At 28.3% G+C, this 23680-nt stretch carries 24 protein-coding genes; 4 read left to right on the top strand and 20 right to left on the bottom strand.

The window, feature by feature from the left end; all coding sequences use genetic code 11:
• Positions 1-169 precede the first annotated feature (169 nt).
• Positions 170-967, top strand: a complete 798-nt coding sequence (locus Q6H37_RS12310; RefSeq protein ID WP_318742216.1) for a hypothetical protein — start codon at positions 170-172, stop codon at positions 965-967.
• 469 nt (positions 968-1436) lie between these two features.
• Complete coding sequence (yyaC, locus tag Q6H37_RS12305) at positions 1437-2111, top strand: spore protease YyaC (RefSeq protein ID WP_318742215.1); 675 nt, start codon at positions 1437-1439, stop codon at positions 2109-2111.
• A 156-nt stretch (positions 2112-2267) separates the two neighbouring features.
• On the opposite strand, the gene Q6H37_RS12300 is transcribed toward yyaC, so the two are convergent.
• From Q6H37_RS12300 to Q6H37_RS12265, 8 genes are all read right to left on the bottom strand, one after another.
• The gene (locus Q6H37_RS12300; RefSeq protein ID WP_318742214.1) at positions 2268-3620 is read right to left on the bottom strand and encodes a DUF6179 domain-containing protein; all 1353 of its coding nucleotides are present in this window, start codon (positions 3618-3620) and stop codon (positions 2268-2270) included.
• 6 nt (positions 3621-3626) lie between these two features.
• Positions 3627-4094 (bottom strand): DUF6323 family protein, encoded by a 468-nt coding sequence (locus Q6H37_RS12295; RefSeq protein ID WP_007060768.1) that lies wholly within the window; start codon positions 4092-4094, stop codon positions 3627-3629.
• Between the two features lie 282 nt (positions 4095-4376).
• Positions 4377-4976, bottom strand: coding sequence for a nitroreductase family protein (locus Q6H37_RS12290; protein ID WP_318742213.1), 600 nt, complete (start codon positions 4974-4976; stop codon positions 4377-4379).
• A gap of 324 nt (positions 4977-5300) precedes the next feature.
• Positions 5301-6017, bottom strand: coding sequence for an alanyl-tRNA editing protein (locus tag Q6H37_RS12285; protein ID WP_318742212.1), 717 nt, complete (start codon positions 6015-6017; stop codon positions 5301-5303).
• 32 nt (positions 6018-6049) lie between these two features.
• Positions 6050-6601 carry an XRE family transcriptional regulator gene (locus Q6H37_RS12280; protein WP_318742211.1) on the bottom strand — a complete coding sequence of 184 codons (552 nt, stop codon included), beginning with the start codon at positions 6599-6601 and terminating at the stop codon, positions 6050-6052.
• Between the two features lie 269 nt (positions 6602-6870).
• Positions 6871-7722 (bottom strand): DMT family transporter, encoded by an 852-nt coding sequence (locus Q6H37_RS12275; protein WP_318742210.1) that lies wholly within the window; start codon positions 7720-7722, stop codon positions 6871-6873.
• A 442-nt stretch (positions 7723-8164) separates the two neighbouring features.
• Positions 8165-8623: a VOC family protein gene (locus Q6H37_RS12270; RefSeq protein ID WP_318742209.1), complete on the bottom strand. Its 459-nt coding sequence runs from the start codon at positions 8621-8623 to the stop codon at positions 8165-8167.
• Positions 8624-8668: 45 nt separating this feature from the next.
• Positions 8669-9520 (bottom strand): helix-turn-helix transcriptional regulator, encoded by an 852-nt coding sequence (locus Q6H37_RS12265; RefSeq protein WP_318742208.1) that lies wholly within the window; start codon positions 9518-9520, stop codon positions 8669-8671.
• A gap of 120 nt (positions 9521-9640) precedes the next feature.
• Between Q6H37_RS12265 and Q6H37_RS12260 the strand changes: the two genes are divergently transcribed.
• The gene (locus tag Q6H37_RS12260; protein ID WP_007063670.1) at positions 9641-9847 is read left to right on the top strand and encodes a hypothetical protein; all 207 of its coding nucleotides are present in this window, start codon (positions 9641-9643) and stop codon (positions 9845-9847) included.
• Between the two features lie 170 nt (positions 9848-10017).
• Here the strand turns inward: Q6H37_RS12260 and Q6H37_RS12255 are convergent, their stop codons facing one another.
• The 9 genes from Q6H37_RS12255 to Q6H37_RS12215 all read right to left on the bottom strand — a co-directional run bounded on the left by Q6H37_RS12255 (position 10018) and on the right by Q6H37_RS12215 (position 17609).
• On the bottom strand, positions 10018-10575 hold the full coding sequence (locus tag Q6H37_RS12255) for a prolyl-tRNA synthetase associated domain-containing protein (RefSeq protein WP_318742207.1): 558 nt from the start codon (positions 10573-10575) through the stop codon (positions 10018-10020).
• 169 nt (positions 10576-10744) lie between these two features.
• Positions 10745-12184: an ATP-binding protein gene (locus Q6H37_RS12250; RefSeq protein ID WP_318742206.1), complete on the bottom strand. Its 1440-nt coding sequence runs from the start codon at positions 12182-12184 to the stop codon at positions 10745-10747.
• The gene (locus tag Q6H37_RS12245) at positions 12185-12838 is read right to left on the bottom strand and encodes a response regulator transcription factor (protein ID WP_318742205.1); all 654 of its coding nucleotides are present in this window, start codon (positions 12836-12838) and stop codon (positions 12185-12187) included. It lies immediately after the preceding gene.
• Positions 12839-13043: 205 nt separating this feature from the next.
• The gene (locus tag Q6H37_RS12240) at positions 13044-13871 is read right to left on the bottom strand and encodes a hypothetical protein (RefSeq protein ID WP_318742204.1); all 828 of its coding nucleotides are present in this window, start codon (positions 13869-13871) and stop codon (positions 13044-13046) included.
• A 286-nt stretch (positions 13872-14157) separates the two neighbouring features.
• Positions 14158-14763 (bottom strand): isoprenylcysteine carboxylmethyltransferase family protein, encoded by a 606-nt coding sequence (locus tag Q6H37_RS12235; RefSeq protein ID WP_318742203.1) that lies wholly within the window; start codon positions 14761-14763, stop codon positions 14158-14160.
• A gap of 84 nt (positions 14764-14847) precedes the next feature.
• Entirely contained in the window at positions 14848-15252 is a 405-nt protein-coding gene (locus Q6H37_RS12230; RefSeq protein ID WP_318742202.1) for a hypothetical protein, read from the bottom strand.
• Positions 15253-15278: 26 nt separating this feature from the next.
• Complete coding sequence (locus tag Q6H37_RS12225) at positions 15279-15716, bottom strand: LytTR family DNA-binding domain-containing protein (protein WP_318742201.1); 438 nt, start codon at positions 15714-15716, stop codon at positions 15279-15281.
• 269 nt (positions 15717-15985) lie between these two features.
• The gene (locus tag Q6H37_RS12220) at positions 15986-16792 is read right to left on the bottom strand and encodes an MBL fold metallo-hydrolase (protein ID WP_318742200.1); all 807 of its coding nucleotides are present in this window, start codon (positions 16790-16792) and stop codon (positions 15986-15988) included.
• A gap of 253 nt (positions 16793-17045) precedes the next feature.
• Positions 17046-17609, bottom strand: coding sequence for a spore coat protein (locus Q6H37_RS12215; protein WP_318742199.1), 564 nt, complete (start codon positions 17607-17609; stop codon positions 17046-17048).
• Positions 17610-17897: 288 nt separating this feature from the next.
• Here Q6H37_RS12215 and Q6H37_RS12210 point away from each other — a divergent pair, with 288 nt between their 5' ends.
• Positions 17898-18347, top strand: a complete 450-nt coding sequence (locus Q6H37_RS12210) for a MarR family transcriptional regulator (protein WP_318742198.1) — start codon at positions 17898-17900, stop codon at positions 18345-18347.
• A 58-nt stretch (positions 18348-18405) separates the two neighbouring features.
• Here the strand turns inward: Q6H37_RS12210 and Q6H37_RS12205 are convergent, their stop codons facing one another.
• The 3 genes from Q6H37_RS12205 to Q6H37_RS12195 form a co-directional block, all read right to left on the bottom strand.
• Positions 18406-18873 (bottom strand): MarR family transcriptional regulator, encoded by a 468-nt coding sequence (locus tag Q6H37_RS12205; RefSeq protein ID WP_318742197.1) that lies wholly within the window; start codon positions 18871-18873, stop codon positions 18406-18408.
• Positions 18874-18950: 77 nt separating this feature from the next.
• On the bottom strand, positions 18951-20207 hold the full coding sequence (locus tag Q6H37_RS12200) for an efflux RND transporter periplasmic adaptor subunit (RefSeq protein ID WP_318742196.1): 1257 nt from the start codon (positions 20205-20207) through the stop codon (positions 18951-18953).
• The gene (locus tag Q6H37_RS12195; RefSeq protein WP_318742195.1) at positions 20197-23274 is read right to left on the bottom strand and encodes an efflux RND transporter permease subunit; all 3078 of its coding nucleotides are present in this window, start codon (positions 23272-23274) and stop codon (positions 20197-20199) included. The genes Q6H37_RS12200 and Q6H37_RS12195 overlap by 11 nt, the downstream gene beginning before the upstream one ends.
• Between the last annotated feature and the right edge of the window lie 406 nt (positions 23275-23680).

Genomic DNA, 23680 nt, shown 5'->3' with positions numbered 1-23680 from the left:
AGTGGGGGGTGTAGCATTAAGAAATTTATATTTGCAACACCCCTATATATAGTCCACTCATTTTAACATCACAGGAAGATATAATATGTTTTTTTACTGTAATGTCATATTTGAAGATTAATAAGAATATTATATGGTAAAAGCTCTACATTTCCCCGGGGGTTGTAAAATGCCAGGAAGTATAAAAAAAATATTAGAAAGCGTTTTAAGCAAAGGAATTTATGACATTATTAAGTATTTAATTTTCATAGTGATTACTGGAATCACCGGGCTAGCGACGCATATTGTTGTTTCTAGCGTTGATTATTTGATACCTTACTCAATCATAATAGCCATTATTGCTGCAGCAACTGTGGGATTATTGGGGTTATTTGCATATAAACAGTACAGTCCTATATACAACGTATATACCAAAACTGATTTTAAATATATATTTTTAGAAAAAGAATGTTTCTATGAATATATAGACATGCACCACATAATATATCAAAAGCAGATTAAGCTCAAAGTCCTATGCAAAAACATTGATAGATACTATGATAAATATAATTGGACTGGTAGCGATAAAATTAAAATTAGCAGTGCTAATAAAGATCATATAATTATATTAACAACCAAACGAGACTCCTTTCAACAATTTGAAGTTCATTTTGGCAAAAGCTATAAGAAAGGTGATATAATAAACCTACATTTAACTTTTGAATTGCGAGATAATGAAAATAAAGCTAATCCAGTTATATCTTCAACCATAGTAGAGCCAACAAAACATCTCAAATTAAAAATTAAGATATCAGAAAACTACAGAGAAGGTTCAGCAAATGCTGAAATATTTCCAATTATAGATAGTCGTATTGCGTTAGATAAATGCGAAAAAAATTTTGACAATAATGGAGTAATAAATTGGGAAATATCAAATCCTCCAATGTTATTAGTGTATTCATTACGATGGAATATACCAAAATCATAATTTTTTAAATTTATAGTTATATAGTAACATAAAATGTGGCAATACTATATTATGTACAAAAGTATATTTTAAATTTAAAAAACAAAGGGTGATTTTATATGCACGACTAACAATTGGGGAATGTAAATAAATTTAAATTTCATAAGAATTTATTTATGTTCCCAGTACTCACAAAACCCTTTATTATACAATTAATTTAACTTTTCTATCATATCTCTATTTACATTCCCAAATAAACACATTAAATAGCACAATATAAATTGTGTCATATTTATAATACCATTGAAAGTAACAAATTCCTCTCAGCTTTTTAATCCACTTTTTCAAGCTTATTAACTTCAAACTTCCTTTCTAAGATTTCTTTAAGATTTTTTCATGATATTGTTAAATAATTAAATAAAATATGTTAAAATGTAAGTAAATGTATAAACTTTATGAATAGATTTATAATTAAGAGAGGTGTGCTATCATGGGGCTCTTTAGTAGTATTTACCAAAGTAAAATCTTAAAAAAAGAATATACAAATTCTTTAGAATCTTCTTATACTGAAACAAAATCATCAAAAAAATTTATCGTAGAAAAAAATGAGACATACTACAATGGAGCTGCATTTTTCCATGAACTTATAAAAGACAATTTAAGTAATTTAGTTGTAATTTGTATTGGCACAGATAAATGCATATTTGATAGTTTGGCCCCTTTTGTTGGAAGTATTTTAAAATCAAGAGGCTTTAGCCTTCCTATTTATGGTACAATAGAAAGTCCTATTCATGCAGTTAATATAGCAGATTCTTTAATGGAAATAAAGAAAAATCATCCTAATGGTTTTTTTATAGCCATTGATGCTTGCTTTAGCAATAAAGAATCCCAATTTCAAATTCATTTAAGAAACTATCCTATTCATCCTGGTGCTGGAGTAAACAAAAAATTACCAAGTGCAGGAGATGTATCTATAGTTGGAACCATAGCAGTTAGTAATGATGATGTTAAATTCTCCGATATTCGCCTAAACGATGTAATACACATGGCTAATAAAATTGCAGATATACTAATTGAAGCAGCCAAAAGTGATAAATTTGATGATTTGCACAAAGACAATATATTGAATTTTGCCAATTTTAAAAATAACCATTATTTCAAGTAAAGATGTTACAAAATAATACAGCTGTTATATCAAGTATTTAAAACAACTGTTATAACAGCTTTAATTTTGCTAATTTAAATATTAAACCTTAGGACAACTCCATAATTGTAATATATTTAACATATCATTTTTTAAAGACTTCTACTCATTTGCTGCTTAAAGCTGTATTCTATCCCTAAGTTCTTTTATTTCCTTTTGTTCTTTTTTATTTAAACCTGAAATATACTTATCAAATTCCTGATACCATTGCTTTTCATATTCATTTTCAAGACTTAAATCATATATATATCTTGATAAAAGAACTACTTCCATTTGAGACAAGCTTTTAAAATACGTAATATATTCATCTTCAAATAGACAATCAGCACTTAATATATCAAATAAATCTTCCAAACTACTAATGTTATCTTTAATTAATAGTATTTTATCTTCTACCGAAGAACACTCTCTAATTTCTTCACTTAATTTTTTAAATTCAGAATTTGACATACTTTCACCATCATTGTATTGAATTATTTCGTCCACATTATCTTCTTTAAAGGATAGAAATACTGATTCTAACCTATTTATTTTTATACTTTCCTTTATCAATAAAGCTGCTTTCAATGCAGATTTTTTCATATAAGCTATCAATGACTCATTTTTAATATCCAAAATTTCCGAACATTTTTTCACACACTTTAACAATTCTAATTGTAATTCTTCCAAAGACAATTTTTCTAATTTATTTTTTATGCACTTCCTATCCAAGCTGCTAATATTAAGATTATTTGGCTCTTTACCACAAATGATCATTCCTAGTGAATTAATAAACGCCAATTCAAATATATTTATTAATAACAATTCGCAGTTTTTGTCATAAGCTTTTAACAGTTTATTAACTTCACTAATTCGAAATTTATTACAAAATTCATTTTCTAAACTTAAAGTCTCTAAATAATTATATATATATTCAATACCTGTACGATTCATATTATCAATGTGAAGCTGATAATCTATTGACCCCGAACCTTCATGAGCTGCAAAAAAACTATTATATTCTTTAAAAAATATTGGAATTCCATAATCTATAGTATCGTTATACGAGTAATTATCAACTTTAAGTTTATTTTTACTAATTTGGTATAATAGCTTCTTACTATATAATACTTTTTCACTAATCAAGTCCTGTCCTTTACTCAACATTTCAAATAGAGTAGTATTCTTTATTTCTTTTATTACAAGCTCCATATTGTTAAAGCTTTTTAAATAGACCCCTATAGTATAATCAATACATTTCAAAATGCTTTCAACTGTTTCTACTCTAACTGAGCTGCTTTCATCCTTTGTATAATATTTTAATTTCTCCTTTAAAAGCTCCATTCTTTCATAGTATACTTTTCTTAAGGCATCATCATTTAGTAATTTTTTCTGATAACAAATTCCTAAAATCTCTTTTAAAAAACTTTCCTCATCAAGGTTCTCTCCTGCAAAATAATCATATTTTTCAATACTATTACTCTTACCCATACTTCATCAATCCTTTTCATTATCAAGATTTGTATAATCTTTAAAACCATTTTTTATATTATCAGCAATTTTATACAATACCCTTCCTTCTAAAAGTTCTAATGATCCCTGACAATAATTATCAAATTTATCCTCCATAATTTCTATTAATTCATCATCACTTATATAATCTAAAGTTTCATTTTTATAATTATAAAAAATTTCTACAAGTTCGTTTATTGTGTCACTATAGTTATACTGGGATATATATGGTGAATCACAAAAGGCTTCAATAATTTTACTTATGATTTGACCATTGAATTCTATTCTTCCACTTTTTTCAAGCGCTATATTCCTTGTGTTGATAATTTCTTTAACATCTTCGCAAGATAGCTTTAATCCATATTCTCTTGTAGATTCGTTACACTGAATTATGTCATTAAAAACTTGCTTTTCTAATAATTCATTTTGAAACAAATCAATAGAATTTTTCATTTCCAAAACTTCCTTTCAAAAAAAGTATTGACTTTTTGTTTTGAATGTGTTATGATTAAAATGATATGTTGTGTAATTTTCATTTTAACATTTATACATTTTAATGTCAATATACTTTATTGAATTACAGTTTATCATAGATGAATTTTTAATTTTCCAATAAAAAAGGACTTAATTCTCAGTAAAATTGAGATTTAAGTCCTTTGCTAATTATATAAACAACTCAATGATTTAAAATTTTAATACATCTTATTAAATAATTGTAGCATCAATATTAATTTTCTATTTAAATACTTTAACCCTATCTTCCAATGGTTGAAACTGTTTCTCATCAGGTTGTGCCGTTGGCTTTCCAAATGGCATTTGTCCGATAAGTTTCCAATTATTTTGTATAGACCATTCTTTCTTAATATCCTCTTCAATTAATTCATTATAGTGCTGCAGTGATACACCAAATCCTTCAATTTCTAATGAAGTCCATATAATATATTGATTTATACCACTTGATTGTTGTGACCAAATGGGAAAATTATCTTTATAGGCAGGGAACTTCTCCTGAAGCCCTTCAATTACACTATTGTCTTCAAAGAATAAAACTGTACCATATCCACTTTGAAATGAATTTATTTTATTCTCAGTAGAACTAAATTTATCAGCTGGAACTATCCTTCTTAAAGCTTCCTTTGTAATATCCCATAATCTATCATGGTGTTTTCCAAGTAGTAAAACTACTCTTGCACTTTGAGAATTAAATGCCGATGGAGCATATTTTACAGCATATTCGATAATTTCTTTAATTCTCTCGTCAGAAGTTACAGCTTCTTTACTAATTCCGTAAAATGTACGTCTGTCTGCTACAGCAGAATAAAAATTTTTTTCCATATTATCATTCCTCTCTAAAAATTTCAAATATTTTTCACATTAATTATTTTCACCATTTATTGTTTAATTATTTTTAGCTTACATAATTGTTTAATTCTTATACTTAGTAACTAACTTAAACTTATTATTATATAAAAACTATAATTAGTCAATAGTTTTTTAATAGATATCCAAAAATAACTTAAATTCATCTATTTAAATATAAGCAATTAAAAAAGAATCTTCTAACACTAATTAAAAGATTCTTTCTTAAATTATTTATATTACTTTAGTTAACTTCACTTTTCTGTTAACTTTTCAATATACTACTATTAACAACCTATACTAGTCTTCTATTTCAACATATATTCTCTTATTGATTTTTCCCTTACTTTTATAATCTACTATTTTTATTTTTCCAACTTCAGAAGTATTTTTTACATGAGTTCCTCCATCTGCTTGAAGATCTAAACCCTCAATTTCAACTGTTCTTATTTGTTTAATTCCTTCTGGCAAAAGATTTATTTTCGTCCTTATTAGATCAGGGATTTTAAAAGCTTCTTCCCTTTCTAAAATATTTACCTTAAGTTCCCTTTTACATTGTACTTCCTTATTAACCTTCTCTTCAATTTCCTCTACTAATTCCTTATCGAAATTTTCAAACTCAAAGTCCATTCTTCCTTTAAGACAATCCATATCTCCACCAGTTACTTGTGCTTTATAATCTCTCCATACAACACCACATAAAATATGCATAGCTGTATGAGTTCTCATTAATTTATATCTGTGTTCCCAATCTATTTTTCCTGTACACAGCTCATTGACTTCAGGAAGTTTTCCATCAATATAGTGGTATACATCATTTCCTTTTTTCTTAACCTTTTTAACAATATACTTATCTGCAGTTGTTTCCAATACTCCAACATCACAGGGCTGACCACCTCCCCCTATATAAAATGCTGTTTTATCCAAAATAACAGCATTTTCAGCCTCATCTACACCAATAACTTTACATTCAAATTCCTTTATGTAACTGTCTTTTTGAAATATTAATTCAGTCATTTCTCATTCCTCCTAAATTTTATTTAAAATTATTAAATTGGATAAAAGTTTACAACTATAGCTTTAAGAGTACTCTTACCACAACTTTTATAAGTGTGAGGATTTGCTGATGAAAAACAAATGGAATCTTCCTTTTTAAGCAAATAATCCTCATTATTTGTTGTAAGTACAAGTTCTCCTTGAATAACACTGATATATTCTTGAGATTTTTCAGAATGACCAACAGAAGTATAGGTTGCCCCTGAATCCAATTCAAGTAAAAATAATTCAAAATTTCTATGTGGTGTATTACCATAATAGCAGTAAACACGATAAGTTCCATCTTCACTATTCTGATATTCTGCTTCTGATTTTTTCATTACGGAAGTTTCATCTTCATGTTTATCAATTAGCACTGTATACGGAACATTTAAGCCCTTTGCAATTTTCCAAATGGTATTGATAGTTGGGTTTGAATCTCCCTTTTCAATTTGTGAAAGCATTACTTTACTCACTCCAGATAATTCTGCTAATTGTCCTAAACTTAAATTTCTTTCCAACCTCAAGCGTTTAAGATTTTCTGCAATTATTGGATTCAAATTCATATATTAAACCTCCTGTTAAATAAATATTCAAGTATTGTTAATTATATTTTACGCTTGTTGTTTATTCTTTACAATTCGTTAAATATATTATACATATCATAAGTTATAATTGCAAGTTTTATTTTAAAAATATTTATTTGTCTAAAATTTAAAACCCATTAATAACATTGTAAGAATTAGTATTTGTAATCTTTAATACTTTAGAATATAAAAATAATGCGAAGCTTTGCTTCGCATTATGCTCATTTAATATCGTAACTAATAAAACTTTACTTGCATTTAATAGTTGAATAAAAAACAGTGCCTAAAATGATAATTCCACCTAATATTTCTCTTAAAGTTGGTATTTCCCCTAGTAAAAAAGCAGCGAAGACAATACCGTAAACTGGCTCAAGACTGGATATAATACCTGCTGTCTGAGTTTTAATATTCTTTAAGCCATTTATGAATAGAGAATGAGAAATTCCAGTGAAAACTGTACCTAATACTATAAGCAGCACTATATCCCTAGAACTAAAAACAGGCTTCTCCAAAAATAATGAAGGCATTAATACAATTGCTGCTACAAACTGTTCATAAAAAGCAATTAATGAACTGGAATATTCTTTTACATATTTTCTATTCATCATTGAAAGAATAGCATAAGTAAAGCCTGATACTATTCCCCAAAGAACTCCCTGCGTTAGATTATTTCCAAGTTGAAACTTTGGAACTACAAGAAGTACTCCTAAAAATGTAATAACTGCAATTACAATATCTCTTAACTTAATTTTCTCCTTAAAAAAGTATGGTTCAAGAAAAGTAACAAAAACAGGAAAAGTAGAAAATGTAAGCAGTCCTATTGCTACTGTAGCTGTCTGTATGGATTTAAAAAAGGTGCTCCAGTGAATAGCCAAAATTATGCCCATCACTATCAGATAAAAATAATGCTTTTTTTCTTTTAGCTTTATATCCTTTTTTAAATAAAACATTAAAGTAAATAGAAATATACTTGAGAAAACAACTCTTCCAAGAACAATTATCATCGATGGTAGTGATAATAACTTTCCAAACAAACCTGATAAACCGAATAAAAAAACAGCAAAATGAATTTGTACTAAATTTTTATTTTTTATATTCATATAGTTACCCCCCCATAAAACCTCAAAGGTTATCTTATAAATGTGAATTTTTCAATTAACCACTTTTCATAAATAAACTTAAGCTAGCAGCTGCTATTTATGATGGATTAATTATTAAATCCACTAATCATGGAAGGTAAAGATACTTGTGTCTTTTCATCGCAATTCCTCCTAAATTTACTTTGTCTATAACAGGGATAACTATTTTTAATATATACTAATATAACATTTATACTTAATAACTATAAAAATATACTTATCATTTTAGCATCCTAATATTTAATTTTCAACAATGTTTTTTACATAATTATGAAAATAAACTATTCTAAAATAAAAAGAAGATGCTCTAAATGTATGTTTACATATTTCACATCTCCTTTATTATATATAATCTTTTTATTTGCACTGACAACCCCATTTTTTGAATTGTTCTATTAAATACCTATGCTAATTTTTCTATAAACTCAATAGGAAACATAGTACGCTTAGATGTTTCTTCAGGAGTTAAACCTTGGCTTAAAAATCGCTTTATAACACTTACCATACTCTCTCCAACTTCAATAATATGTTTATCAAGATCATAAAATCTAATAACCCTCTGACCCCACGGATGTTCTTTAACATCATGAACATATTCTATATTATCAAAGCTTTTTAGCCTTTCTACAAATCCATTTAAATCTTCTTCTTCAAAATAGAGTTCAAAATTATTTGACCTATGCGCAATATCGTTCTCATTTATATCAATAAGTTCTGCAAAGCCCTTTTGTATTGCAAAACCATTTTCAAAAGTAACATTTGCTCCAAAGTCCATTGTCACCTTTTGATTAAGCACCTTCCCATAAAAATTTTTTGAAGCTTCAATATCACTAACAGCTATAAGTGGACATACAAATTTCATTTAAATCTCTCCTATCTATAATTTCTTAACGTTATTTATTATATATCAATATTTAAAAAGTTCATTGTAAAAATCGGACATGTTTTTAAAAAATTCTTTAGGAGAAATTCCACATATTTGTTTAAAATCATGGATAAAATGTGATTGATCAAAATAGCCTAAGATTTGAGCTGCATTTATATAACTTTTATATTCAGCTTTTTTTAGCATATTTATTGAATAGTTTACCCTGGAAATTCTTAAAAATGTCTTTGCGTTTATTCCAATATATTCATTAAGCAGCCTATTTAAATGACGCTCACTTATATATTCACTTGACGATAACTCTTTTACTGTTAATATTCCACTGGCAATCTTAATTCTCTCTAAGGCAGCATTGATCACTGCATGTTGTTTATTATTTTTCTCTACTGATTTCAACAAGATCATATTAATCATTGAAATCATATCATCTACATTATTTGAAACTTCCATAGCACACCTTAAAGAATCATATAAATGCTTGTCAACTTCATCTACCTGTGTCTGAATATCACATAGCTCTGATTGTTTTATCCCTGTAATAGCATGCAATCCTCCAGGTACAAACTCAATAAAGAATCTTATTTTTTTAAAGTTCACATCATTTTTTACTATAACTGTTTTTGTTGTTGCGCCCCAAAGTCTTAATGAAAAATCATTGTTTTCATAAGTATATATGATACAACCACTGCAGTCAGGTATTAAAGTTAAATCATTAATATTATCACTGCACTTTCCCACTTCCCTTGGGTTTGGAAATAATATAGTATAGTGTGCAATATATTTTCTAAGCAGAGGATGAGGGGCTATGTATATATAGTTAGGTGTTTCTTTTATTTTTAAATGCTTCCTTACCAAAATATCATTAAAAAACAAATTCTATTCCTCCCACACAAATATACTGATAATTATACTATAGTTACATACATAATTTCACAAATTTTCACAATTAATAATTTGAATTCAGTTGTACATAATAGACTTGGAGGTGTTTTTATGAAAAAAAATAATTCAAATAAAAATGATAGAATATTAAATTCATCATCAACATCACAGTCTCGTGGAATATCAACTTCTTCCAATATAACTATTGAATCTGCAAGTGCATCCGAAGATGACAAAAACTCATTGTTTCCTAATTTTCCAGAAGAAAAAGAATGGGCTTCTAAAACTACTGAAACTGTAACTGATTATACTGAATAAAATTTATCCGATGACTAAATGCCTAAATGGTATTTTACGAGCTTGCTCAGGTAAGAGGTATTCCTCTTAAGCAAACTCCAGCTGAGTCTAAGAATCACTTGATTTTTCAGGGAAGCTTATAAACTTCCCTGAATATTATATATATAAACAGCCATATAGATATGCTACACCTATTCTCCTGTTAATTGCACATATTTTGGAATATGTCCTGTATATGAAAGAAATTTGTCTATAATATCTTTAGTTTTAATTTTAAGACTAGAAGTATTAATACAAGGATGACACCCCAAATAATCTTCCTTTATTATATCTTCATCAATTAAAAGCTGTACATTTTGTTCTTTATCATTCATAAGCCCCATAACACTCACAGATCCTGGAGTGATATCAAGATATCTTTCCATATACTCTGCTGGTCCAAAAGACAGACGAGAAGATTGAATCTGCTTAGACAACTCTTTTGTCCTGAATTTTTTATCACCAGGCATCATAAGCAAATAAAATTCAGTTTTCTGGCTGTTGCACAAAAATAAGTTTTTGCAAATGGTAATACCCAAAAGCTTTTCTACATCATAACAATCCTCAATGCTTGCTGTTACATCGTGATCTATACGACTATAAGGGATGTGAATCTTCTCAAGTAAATCATAAACCGCCATCTCCTTGAATAACCTAAAATCTGCTGGTTTCCCAGTATAGATAGTTGGATCTATATGTATCTTTGTCATTAATTTAATTACCTCTCTTTCTTAAACATGGTATTATAAGTATCAAAACTCCTGTAAAAAAAGAACCTTCTTGTTTTAACAAGAAGATTGTAAATACATAAACTAAAAATATACAAACGCCTCAGCCATATCTACAGAATATGAATTCATTATAGCATTATTTGTTTTTTTAGGGAATATTTTCTCTATAAAAAATTACCTTTATTGTGGTCCCCTCTCCAACCTTGCTTTCTATATCAATTCTAGCATTGTGAATTTTAGCAATTTCCGCACACAAAGAAAGTCCAAGTCCTACACCATTATTAGCCCTTGCTCTGGATTTGTCCACCATAAAAAATGGTTCCATTACCTTTGGTATGTCCTCTTCTGGAATACCAATTCCACTGTCCTTAACTTCTAGTATTATATTAAAACTGCTATTTTTATACGCTTTTAAGTATATTTTATCACCAATTTTAGATGCTTTAATAGCATTATCAATAAAATTAGTTATCATTATCATTATTAACTCTTTGTCCATTAATAAACTTAAATCTTCCTCCGAAATTTCCAAATGAATATCTTTCTCCTCCAATTTCGGCTGCAGAGAATTTTTAATTTCAATTAGCAATTCAGAAGTATTTTCACTTTTCTTTTTAAAATCTTTTTTTCTCAAAACTATTAAATCCATTAATTTGAAAGCTAACTTTTCCAATCTCTTTCCTTCACTATATATATAGCTTAATGAATTTATAAAGGTTTCTTCATCATACTTAGTGGTTCTAAGGAAATCAGCATATCCTATTATAGAAGTCAATGGTGTCCTAAGTTCATGAGCCAAATTATCAATAAATCTCTGTTTGTCATTTGAAGCCACTTTAAGCTCTCCTATTTTATCCTCTATGACATCTGCCATATCATTAAAATTTTTTGATAACAATCCAATTTCATCATCTGATATTACTTTTACTCTTTCACTAAAGTTTCCAGCAGCTATTTTTTGAGTGGTTTTAATTAATTTATTTATAGGATTTACTATAAATTTACTTAATGCTATGGTTACTGCAGCTAAAATTATACATACAAATATATTTAGTTTTAAAAGAAGCTTTAACAAGTATTTTTTATTTTTATAAATACTTGAAACATCCTTAACATAAGAAATTTTATAGTAATTATTATCTAAATTTATTTTTTTGGTTATGAATAAATAGTTTTTTTCATCAATATCACGTATTATATACTTCACTTTATTAAGCTGAACATTAAGTTCATCTCTTTTATCTGATATATTCATACTTAAATTAGTAAAAATAACTTTATTGTTATTATCTATTACCTCAATATATATATCCTGTTTTCCGAAATTATTTAAATATGTATTAATCATCGAATCTATACTTTGTTTATCAAGCTCAGTCTTATAAGAATTAGACTCTTTTTGAATTTTAAATAAAAATAAATTTGATTCTACAAAGGAACAAAATCTCTGCTCTTCATTTATTCCAGAATTAATTTCTGTATTAAGATTTAGTTTAAAATTGCTGTTAATTAAATATATTGATGAAGGAACAAAAAATATTTCAAATATAACTAAGGTGCATAAAAATATCTTCTCCCAAAATTTCATTTAACCCTCCAGCCTATATCCTAACTTGAATACAGTTTTAATCTTATCCTTCCACTGAAGCTTTTTTCTCAATTTTTGTATATGGTTGTCTATAGTCCTAGTTTCTCCAACATAGTCATATCCCCAAATTTTTTCTATTAATTTTTCCCTGGTCAATACAACATTTTTATTTTGTACTAAAAACACTAATAATTCAAATTCCTTTAAAGTAAGCTCTACAGCTTCACCTGCTTTCCTAACTGTCATTTCTTCTAAATTTATCTCTACATCTTCAAAATTTATTACATTAGTATTTTTATTATAATGTCTAAGTACATTATCAATTCTAGCCAATAATTCAATACCTTCAAAAGGTTTTGTTATATAATCATCTGCTCCAGCTCTAAGACCATATACCCTATCTGTAACAGAAGTTTTAGCAGTTAAAAATATAACTGGAATTCCTAGAGGCTTTATCTTTTCAAGTAGTGTAAAACCATCAATTTTAGGAAGCATAACATCTAAAAGAATCAAATCAAAACTGCCATTTTCAATTTCCTTTAAAGCTTCTTCCCCATTGAAAGCTGTTTTGCACTCATAATTTGCCATATTTAAATTCAGCTTTATTAAGTTCGATATTGGCAATTCATCCTCAACAACTAATATTTTTATCATTACATGCTTATCCTCCTAATCATTTAAATTTTTCAATATACCCAATTACTTTTTAGTTTCGTAGTAATTTAATATTTTACATAAATGAAAATAATCAGATTGAATAAAATCTCTCTGACTATCTACATTTTAGCTTTATACAAAGTCATATTCCTTCACTTAATAGTACCTAGTAAACTCCAAACAGTGTTAATAATTTTATTTATTAGTTAATTTTAATCTCTCTAGTTTGACTATCGTTATTCTTTTGCATCCAAGGCAATGTCTTAACATCATTATCATCTATAGAATAATGTATTACAGAATAATCTATAAGATTTATTTCAATTGTAGCATTTCTTCCATCCTCCAGCTTACAATCTAGAAATAGTCTGCCTAAATCAATTTCCTTATTAACTCTTATAGTATTACCTGAAATTTTCTTTCCTATTTTCTTAAAGAAGCTTAAAGTTGCATACTTAACCTTATTGTCATCAATTGCAGGGTTTAAATTCTTATCCAAACCATTTATAGCTGTTACATTTATCACTTCACCAGTTTTTTCATTTATAGAAACAAAATTTGAGCATCCCTTATTTTTGCTAAAATCTTTAGAAATAAAATCAACGTCTATTCTGCTTTCATTCTTTAATTTAGCTGCATGTTCTGCTATTACCTTTGCTTCTTCTGGATGCTCCTTAGCAAATTTTTTCTTTGATTCTTCAATCTTTTTTACCTCTTCTGGATGTTCTTTTGCAAATTCTTTTCTAAGTCCCTCTTCTACTTTCCTTTCATCAGATGACCTGTGTATTTTTGTTGCCGAAAAGTAGCTTGCATCCTTTCCCATATAGCTTTTCATAGCTTCCGTAGCTATTTTAATTGCTTCTTCATCACTCATAGTTCCTTGCTGTCTAATATTACTACTATTCTTATTTTCTGCTGCTACAACTACATTTTTAGTAGTATCCTTTTTTTGACTTGCATAAGTAATTCCTGAAGCACCCCCTACTACTAGTAAAGCCAGTACCCAAACTAATATTCTTTTTCTATTCATGATAAATACCTCCAAAATTGTATTTAGTTGTTTACAATGCCAAACATCCTCACTACAACATAAAGTATATATTAGAGATATGTAAAAACCATCCTTCACTTGTCACCAAGTTGTAAAATCTATAAAAAATTTATCATTAGATTTTGCATTATTATCTATATTATCATAAACTTTGGTAAATATAAATGTAACTGAACCTAAAGCTATTAAGATTAAAATATTACCCTGAAAAAACCATACTGAATTTCTCCAATATGGTCATACACATGATAGGCTTCTATGAAATTCACCATATAAAAGGAATAATTCTGTTAGTATTTTTTTCATATTCCTTATAAATCATTCCAAAGTTATCCTCTAAAGTTTTTTCTTCAACCATAATCCTGTACCCATAAACTATAATAACAACAACAAGTGAAACTATTATACCAACCGAACTTCTAAAACACAATGCAGTACCTATCAAAGACAATATACTCCCACTATATGCAGGATGACGAAGATATTTATAAGGTCCAGTCTGAATTATTTTCTGCTTTGAATTTACTTGTACAGACAATGTAAAAAACTTACGCAGTGTGTATATAGAATATGCTCGTAGAAAAACTCCTGTTATCATAAATACGCTGCCTATCCAAAAAAATAATACAGGAATTGTATTTAAAAAAATTTTTCTGCAAATAGGATTTAAAAATATTATAGAACAAAAGCCAATAACAATAAAACCATAAGAACCTCTATCTTTATTTTTCTTATTTCCTCCATTTTTCTTATTGTTCCATTTAATAAAAATCCACATTAGCATTTCGGAAATAATAAAAAATAGAAATATAACTTGAAAGGTATTTTTGAGAATAAGTGTTTCAAAATAAGAATTCCCAAATAAGTACACTAACATTCACTCCTTTTATTTAATCAACTATTACTTTATTACCTAATATTTTGAATTATAGCTCTTTGTACTTCATTAAATTATTTAACGATGTTCTTTAAGTATTTTATTTATGTACTCTGCATCATTTCTGCTGTTCAAGTATAAGCTTAATATAGTTATTACATAAGTTAATATAAGTATCATAATAATTTCAATGACATCATACATAGAACTAATTCTAATTAATTTTGTGGGCATTCCCAAAGTAAAAGTTATAATTATAATCATAAATAATTCAAGGCTCATATGTACAAACTGTGATTTAACCTGCAAATTTTCCATAAAGTAAAGAATTATTTGTATCAATATAATTATTATAAGCATACTAGCGTAGGATTTTACTTGAAAGTCCTCTTTACTCTTTATAAGACACATAACCATTAATATGGTAGATGCCACTGTATATGCAATACATCCTGCATAAAAATACTGATTGATTTTCTTCATAGTTTTTTCCTCCACTTTAAATATACTTATATTTTTAATTTTCTCTTTACATCAGCCACATAACTTCTATTTATAATAAGTTTTTCTCCATTATATAAAGTAGCTAATAATCTGCCATTAATTTGACTCTTCACTTTTTCTAATTTTTTAATATTCATAATGCAAGATTTATTTATACGAGTAAATCTTGTTTCTCTAAGCTTTTCCTCCAATTCATATAGTTTCATATTGCTTTGATATACATCTTTTTTACAATAAATGTAAGTTCTATTATCTACACATTCAAAATAGTAAATATCGTTTGAGGAAATTTTTACATATTCATTTTCCATTCTTCCAGTTATGGTAATTTGTTTTTCAGTGAGATATTCAGTTAACTTCTTTATATATTCATTATTTTTTTTACACAAAATATGAATTTCAATTTCTTGTATTGAAGGGTTCTCAATTATTTTTATTTTCATAGATTACCTCCTTAAATCAAAGGATATCACAAGAATTTACTTATAACAATTATTTTCCACCTAAGTTGCATTTTACACCTAGTAAGTTGCTTTTTTATTTTATTTTCCATAATCTAAGATTCTATAAAATTGTTCATACATATAATTTATTTGCAAATGTAAAAAGAAGGATGCCCCTATTACACCCTTCTCATCTACAATATTAAATAATATCAGTGGAATCATAACTTGGCTGAGGTTAAACGAATTTCATTAATTAATATGGTATTTCACCAATTTATCTCCAATCCTACTCCAACTTCTTTTATAGGCTGAACCTTATGTATTTCTGCTTTAACAATAAACGAAGTACAGTGGCAAGGATACAATTCTTTTATGTTGTTCTGTTTAAAATACTGAATTGTTTTATTAACTTGTTCATCAACTTCAAATAAGTGAAACCCACCTATAACTCCTAATACTCTAGTATCTTTACATACTTTCTTTGCATATTCTACTATGTTACATATACCACTGTGAGAACAACCAGTAATAATATAAATGCCCTTCTCATTTTTATATACCAGTGCAGTATCATCCATTACATAATCATCAATGAAAGTACCGCAAACAGCTTGTTTACCTATAAATTTTCTATTTTCAAAATCATTTGTTTCAGGTATTTCCCCTAAAAAGATTATATTTTTACTAACTTTAATAGGTTCTTTTGAAAGAATTAAATTGCATTTTTCTTTCAACTCTTTCTCTAAAATTGGAGAACAAATTTTTAAATCTCCCATTATTTTTTCTTTGAATGCATCTGGATGAGAAATAATAGAAATATTATTTCTTGTATTTTCATTAAAATAGTATTTTAATCCTCTTGTATGATCATCATGTCCATGAGAAATAACTATACTGCTTATCTTGTCCAAGTTTATTCCAAATGCTTTAGCATTTTTCATAAATAAATCGGAATACCCTACATCTAATAAAAAGCTTGTATCTTCATCTTCAATATAATATGAAACAGCAGGTTCACCGCAATAGTACTGATCAATGTAAGTATTGTTATCTACCAAAACTTTTAGCTTCATAACTTTTCTCCTAATCTACTTTATAATCAAATTATATTACAATTATATATACATTATAATATAATATTTAAATATGTACAAAAATGGTAAATGTTATTATTTTATCTGAAATACTGCTTTCACAATTGAACTATTATTATATTTTGTATTTAACTAATATAAATTTTCAAGCAGCCTCAAGTTTATTTCTAAATTTAAATAATGGATGCCTAAAATGCATATTAACACAATTTAAGACATCCATTTTTTCATTCTATACTAAAGCAGGTTCACGAACTTCTTTATATATAGTTGCCATTGTATCCAATGTGCTTTGGCTTGCTGGTTCTAATGGATAATAACCCTTCTTGACCATGTATTGCCATACTTCATAAGCATGATTACAACTCATAGTAAATGCATCCTTTAAAAATTCTCTTACTCCTGGATTACTTGCTTCCATTGCTGACCATGCATATTCTCTTCCTGCTCTTTTTAAAGTTAAAAGATATGCGGTTGCTATTTCTCTATCATTCATCTGCTGTACATCAGTTCTTGGTGTGATTGGTGGAAAATTGTTAGTTGGTGACTTAGTATAATCCTGCAAATTGTTAGGTAGCTTAGGAACATTTAATTTTTGAGTAGCGCCATCAGCTTTACTTAAATATTGAACCTTCATATTATAATCTTGAATATGTGCTGGAAAGTGTGCCTGTATCATGGATTTTAATTCTTGATCCTGTACTACATTTATAAACATAGCCATATTTGTTATAGAATTTACACAACTTATAGTTAATTCATGTAAGTCATATACTTCATGTGCTGCTAACTGCATAAATAATTCCTCCTATCTCTCGTATGATAAGTAATATAAAAAAGTATTACTCATTATAAATTATTTTGTTAATGCCCACAAACTTTAATATTTCCATGAAAAAAACTTATTATGCAATTAGAGAAATTTTTAATTGTTTTTAAAGTCCAATATTCTTCATTATTGGTCATAGAAAAAATATTATTAATAATATTTTTTAACTGCAAGTTATACTATCATTGTAAGTTCTTGACTTTTTATTTGTTTCATTATATCATTCAAGATAGATGTTCAAGGGGGAAAACACTTATGGAAAGTAAAGAAGATTATGTTTCTCGTGCACAAATTGCATTATGGAATACCAGTATAAAAATTGCTGATAACCTTAGAGATTTAACTGAATTTGGAATAACTGAAACACAGTTTAATATGTTGGATTTATTATCAAAAAAAGAATCATTCAAAGTTACAGATTTAGCTGAAAGAATGGGAGTTAAGCCAAGTGCTATAACAACAATGATTGATAGATTGACTAATAATGGATTAGTTTGCCGTAGGCACGGTGAAAAGGATAGAAGGGCTGTATTAGTTTCTATAACAGATGATGGAAGAAAATTAATAAATAAGTTTGAGGAAAAATGCCGCAGAGTATTAAAAAGCTATCTTTCTTATTTAGAACCTGATGAATTGGAAACTTTAGCTTCTATTTACGAAAAATTAGGCAAGTTAGATATAGACATAAGCAAAACTAAATATTAATTTCTATACATAAAAAATAGCTGAAAGCTTCTAATTAGACTGGCTTTCAGCTGTTTTGCTATTCCAGTTTTTTAAATATACTCTTAGTAACTTCTATTGAATTTAGCAGTATTAATAAATCTTCTGATGATAAATTTTTAAGTTTATTTTTTAAATTTTCCTTAGCTATTTGTAATATTTGTAAACTATATTCTTCACCTTTTTCAGTAATATTAATATTGATTGTTCTCCTATCTTGTTCATTATGAACCCTATAAACCAAATTTAAATCAACTAATTTATCTATAACAATTGTCATTTGTGGACTAGAAATAGTTAGTTTTTTACATAGTTTTGAAATTGGTAAACCTCCTTCTTCATGAAGAATTCCTAACACCATTAATTGATTTAATGGAAGAATTTTAATAGGTTCTGTATGTGGAAGATTTTTAATATATACTGTATCAAGCCTTATAACTTTTTTTAACATCATTGGAAGAAAGGTAATTAAATTTTCAGCTAATGCATCCACAGGATTATTACACATATGTTTTCCCCCTTATAATTTTAATTTAAAAATGCGTTGATTTTATAATTGCAAGATCAACGCATTTTGTTAAGTACTTACTTAGCTATATTAATCTTATCTCCATTACTTAATAAATTTTGTCCTTCTACAATTACATCTGCTCCTGCTTTTATATTTCCAGTTACTTCTGTAACCTTTTCATCAGAAATACCAACATCCACAGATAGTTTTTTAACCTTTCCATTATCAGCTAAATAGAGGTAGTTTACATTATTCTCAATTTTAAGCGCCTCATTTGGAACTGTTAGTATATTATCTTTCTTTTCAGATGGTAATGATACTTTTGCAAACATACCTGCTTTAAGTTCCCCTGTTGAATTACTAACTTTTACTTTTACAGTATAAGAATTATCTTTAGAACTAGAATTAGGACTAATTTTATCTATTACTCCAGTTACTTTTTTATTCTCTAATGCACTTACACTTACTTGTACAGATTGTCCAATTTGAATTTTTCCAACTACCTTATCTGGTACACTTATTTCTGCAGTAAAGCTGCTGCTATCTATTATAGTAACTGAGCCAGATTGACCACCAGCAATTTGACCTACCTTAACATCTTTAGCAGATACTACTCCATTAATAGGTGAAGTAATTGAAGCATCATTTAATTGAATCTGTGCAGCATTTACGCCTGCTTGAGATTGTGCTACTTGAGCTGCTGCTGCTTGTGTAGATTGAGGTCCAGACTTTTGAACTATAAGATTTAAGTTATCTTGAGCAGCCTTTAAATCTGCAGAGCAGTTATCATATTTAACTTTTGCATTATCTACATCTTGTTTAGCTATAGCCCCTGAAGCATACAGTTTCTGCATCTTATCATAGTTGTTTTGGGCATCATTATAGGCTATTTGTGATTTTTGAAGTGATTGCTCAGCAGCTGTTATTTGTTGTTGAAGTCCAGAATCACTTGTTTTAGCTAAATTAGCATTTGAAGCTGCTAAGGCTGCTTGTTGAGATTGAAGTTGTGCTTGAAGTTGTGCTGCATCTAGTGTAAACAATACTTGTCCTGCTGTAACTTTGTCTCCTATATCTACATTTACACTAGCCACTTTTCCACCAGCCTTAGGTAAAACTGTTACCTCTTGAGTAGGATTTAATTTACTTGCATATTCTAACTCAGTAGATATTGAACCAGCAGCTACTTTTTCTACTTTTACATTTTTAACTTCTTGCTTTCCTTCTGCTTTTTTGTTTTTTCCAAAAATAGAAACACAACTAACAACAACAAGTATTAATGCTACACCAACTATTAACTTCTTTTTATTTAAACCATTAATATTAAACTTCATACTTCACAGCCTCCTTATGACTTTTCTTTTTCTTAAATACAACTTTAGTTAAATCATCCATTAATGTATAAACCACTGGTATTACTATTGGAGAAAGTATAGTTGATGCTACCATACCACCTATAATTACTATAGCCATACTTTGCTTCATTTCACTTCCTTCACCCATGGATAAAGCCACAGGGAGCATTGAAACTATCATTGTTGAACTTGTCATTATTATAGGTCTTAACCTGGTAACGCCTGACTCTATAAGTGCATCTTTTAAATTCATTCCTTTTTTCATTAATGTGTTTGTATAATCTATTAATAAGGTACCATTTTTAGATGATAAACCTTCAAGCATTATAAGACCAATCATTGACATCAGATTTAAAGTTTGTCCTGTTAACGCCAGCAAACCAAAGGCACCTATTATAGCACAAGGAAGAGATACCATTCTTATAGCTGGTGTTAAGAAAGACTCATAAAGTACCACTAGTATCATATAAACAAGACATAGTGAAGCACCTAAGGCTAATCCAAGAGAACTAAAGGAATCTGCCATATTCTTTTGAGTTCCGCCATAGCTTATACTGTAACCTTCAGGTATGGATAAGGATTTTAATTTAGCTTTTATATCATTTGTTACCTCTCCAAGAACTCTACCTTGAAGATTTGCACTTATAGTAACAACATCCTGTTTATCCTCTCTAGATATTGATGGTGCACTATCTGCCTTTACAATTGATGCAACTTCACTTAATGGTATTTGCTGTCCGGATGCATTTGTAATTTTTATAGATTTAATATCTTCAGCATTTTTTATCTGACCATTCATAAATTTAATTGTTATATCATTTTCTGTATTATTTGCTCTATATACTCCTGATTTGGTACCTGCTAAAGCAGTTCTTACAGAACTTCCTATATCAGATGATGAAACTCCATATTGTGCAGCAGCCAAGCTATCTATATTTACTCTTAGTTCGCTGCTTTTTATATTAGAAGAATTACTTACATCAATAACTCCAGGCACTGCTTTTACTATTTTTTCAACTTGCTTTGATAAATCCTCTAAGGTACTCTGATCATCTCCTTTTATACTGATAGAAACAGGCTTACTGCTTCCACCACCAGATTGTGATTCTGTTACAGTAAAATCTACTCCAGTCATGGTCTTACCAAAATCACGAACTTGTGTTGCTAGCTTGGTTTGGCTTTTTTTACGTTCACTTTTAGGAACTAGATTAACCATAATTTCACCTGTAGCTTTATCTGAACTTCCTTGTCCATTTGAACCAACCATTGTAAAGTAGCTTTTTACTTCTTTCATATTCTTTAAATATTTTTCAACCTGAGTAATTTTTTCATTTGTTTGCTTTAATGTAGAACCTGGCGTAAGGGAAAGATCAATAGTAAAACTACCTTGATCAGCTGTAGGTATAAACTCAGATTTTAATATTCCCATTGGTATAAGAGCAACACTGAGTACTATACAGATAATAACAGCAGATAACACCTTTTTTCTATGTTCTAAGGACCATATGAGAGTACTTTTATATTTTTCTAGAACCTTGCTAAAAAATCCATCCTTCTTGATTTCTTTTTCTTTATTTTCTCTTTTAAGTATGCGAGATGAAAGCATTGGTGTAACTGTAAAAGATACTAAAAGAGAAAATATTGTAGCTACAACTATGGTAAGTCCAAACTCTCTAAATAACTGTCCTATCATACCAGACATAAGAGAAATAGGTGCAAATACAACTATGTCACAAAGACTTATAGCTACAGCAGCCATTCCTACTTCATCACGTCCATCAATAGCTGCTCTTATAGGATCTTTACCTAACCCTAAATGCCTTTGTATGCTTTCTATTACAACTATAGAATCATCCACCAGTGTACCTACAACCAAGGATAATCCCATAAGAGACAGCATATTGAGAGTAAAATTAAACTTATACATCATAAAGAAGGTAGCTATAAGTGATGTAGGTATAGCAACTAAAACAACTAAAGAAGAACGGAAACTACGGAAGAATAAGTAAAGTACAACTGCAGTAGTTATAATTCCTTCTATAAGATTGTGCTGTACTTGCTTTAATGAAGACGTAATAAAAGTAGTAGTATCAAAGGCAATATCAATTTTAATATCACTTGGGATACTCTTTTTAATCGATTCTAACTGCTTTTTTACACTGTTTGCTACTTCTACTACATTGGCATCACTTTGCTTTCCAACTACAACTGCCATAGTTTTATTACCATTAAATCTTATTTGTGTAGTTGCATCTGGTGCCTCTAGCTTTATTTGAGCAATTTCACTAAGACGTACACTTCCTCCATTTGCTGTAGGCACTAACATATTTTTAGCATCATCTATACTGTGAAATTGACCAATTACTCTAACAGCTTGATCTTGCTTGTCCTGCTTAATTTCACCAGCAGGTACATTTAAGTTAACTGACTTTAATTTGCCCATTACAGTATTAGTGCTTATACCGTAATATTCCATAGCAGTTTTATCAAGCTTTATCATTAACTGCTTTTTATCAGCACCCATTAAACTTACGCTTCCTACACCAGGCACTTTTTCTAATTTTTGTTTTAATATATCAGATTCATTATACAGCTCGTCATAGCCTACATTTCCATTTAGAGAAACCGCTAAAACTGGTATAGCATTAGTGTCCATCTTAAGTATAGTAGGTTTATTAGCATCTTCAGGAAGCTTTGATGAAGCATTTTCAACTGCTTTTTGAACATCTGAGTATGCAGTGTTTAAATTAGCACTAGATTTAAAAGTTATTGTAACAGTACCATAACCTTCCTTTGCTGTAGAATTAATTGTATCAACCCCACTTATTCCTGACACTGCATCTTCTATTGGTTTTATAACATCTTTTTTAATGTCATCAGCACCAGCACCACTATAAATTGTACTGACTGTTATAACAGGGTTATTCATAGAAGGCAGTAAATTTGCTCCCATTTTTAAATAGCCAAAAGCACCAAGTGCAACTAATAAAATTACTACCATCCACATTGCTGCCGGCCTTTTTACAGATACTTCAGTTATCTTCATTTTTATCCTCCTAGCATAAAGTTGTTAATATTTAACACGCATTACAGTTTAACCTATATTAATATTTAATGTGTATTAAATATTAATATAGGTTAAATTATAGTATTATTTTACATGGAAATCAATAGTTTTTTTATTATGTAAAAAATGAATTTTTAGCATCTATTTGAGTTTTAAATTGTATATAAAATTCTGAAAAATATTACAATTATTTTAAAAACGTATTTTGAGGCAAAAGAACAAAGCCTATGCCTTAAATTAACATAAAAAATAAGGCATAGGCTTTACTCTTTTAATAATAAAACTGATTTCTACTATTATTTAAATACTGAATGTCCTCTATAAATATGTGATTAACAATCCAACTAAAATATATTTTAGTGTTTTCAAAATATTGATATTTGTA

It is taken from the genome of Clostridium sp. JS66, assembly GCF_033561535.1.
In the GTDB taxonomy this organism is placed as follows: Bacteria; Bacillota; Clostridia; order Clostridiales; family Clostridiaceae; genus Clostridium_AM; species Clostridium_AM carboxidivorans.
The sequence above is the reverse complement of the archived record's forward strand: the minus strand, read 5'-3'. Positions and strand labels throughout refer to the sequence as shown.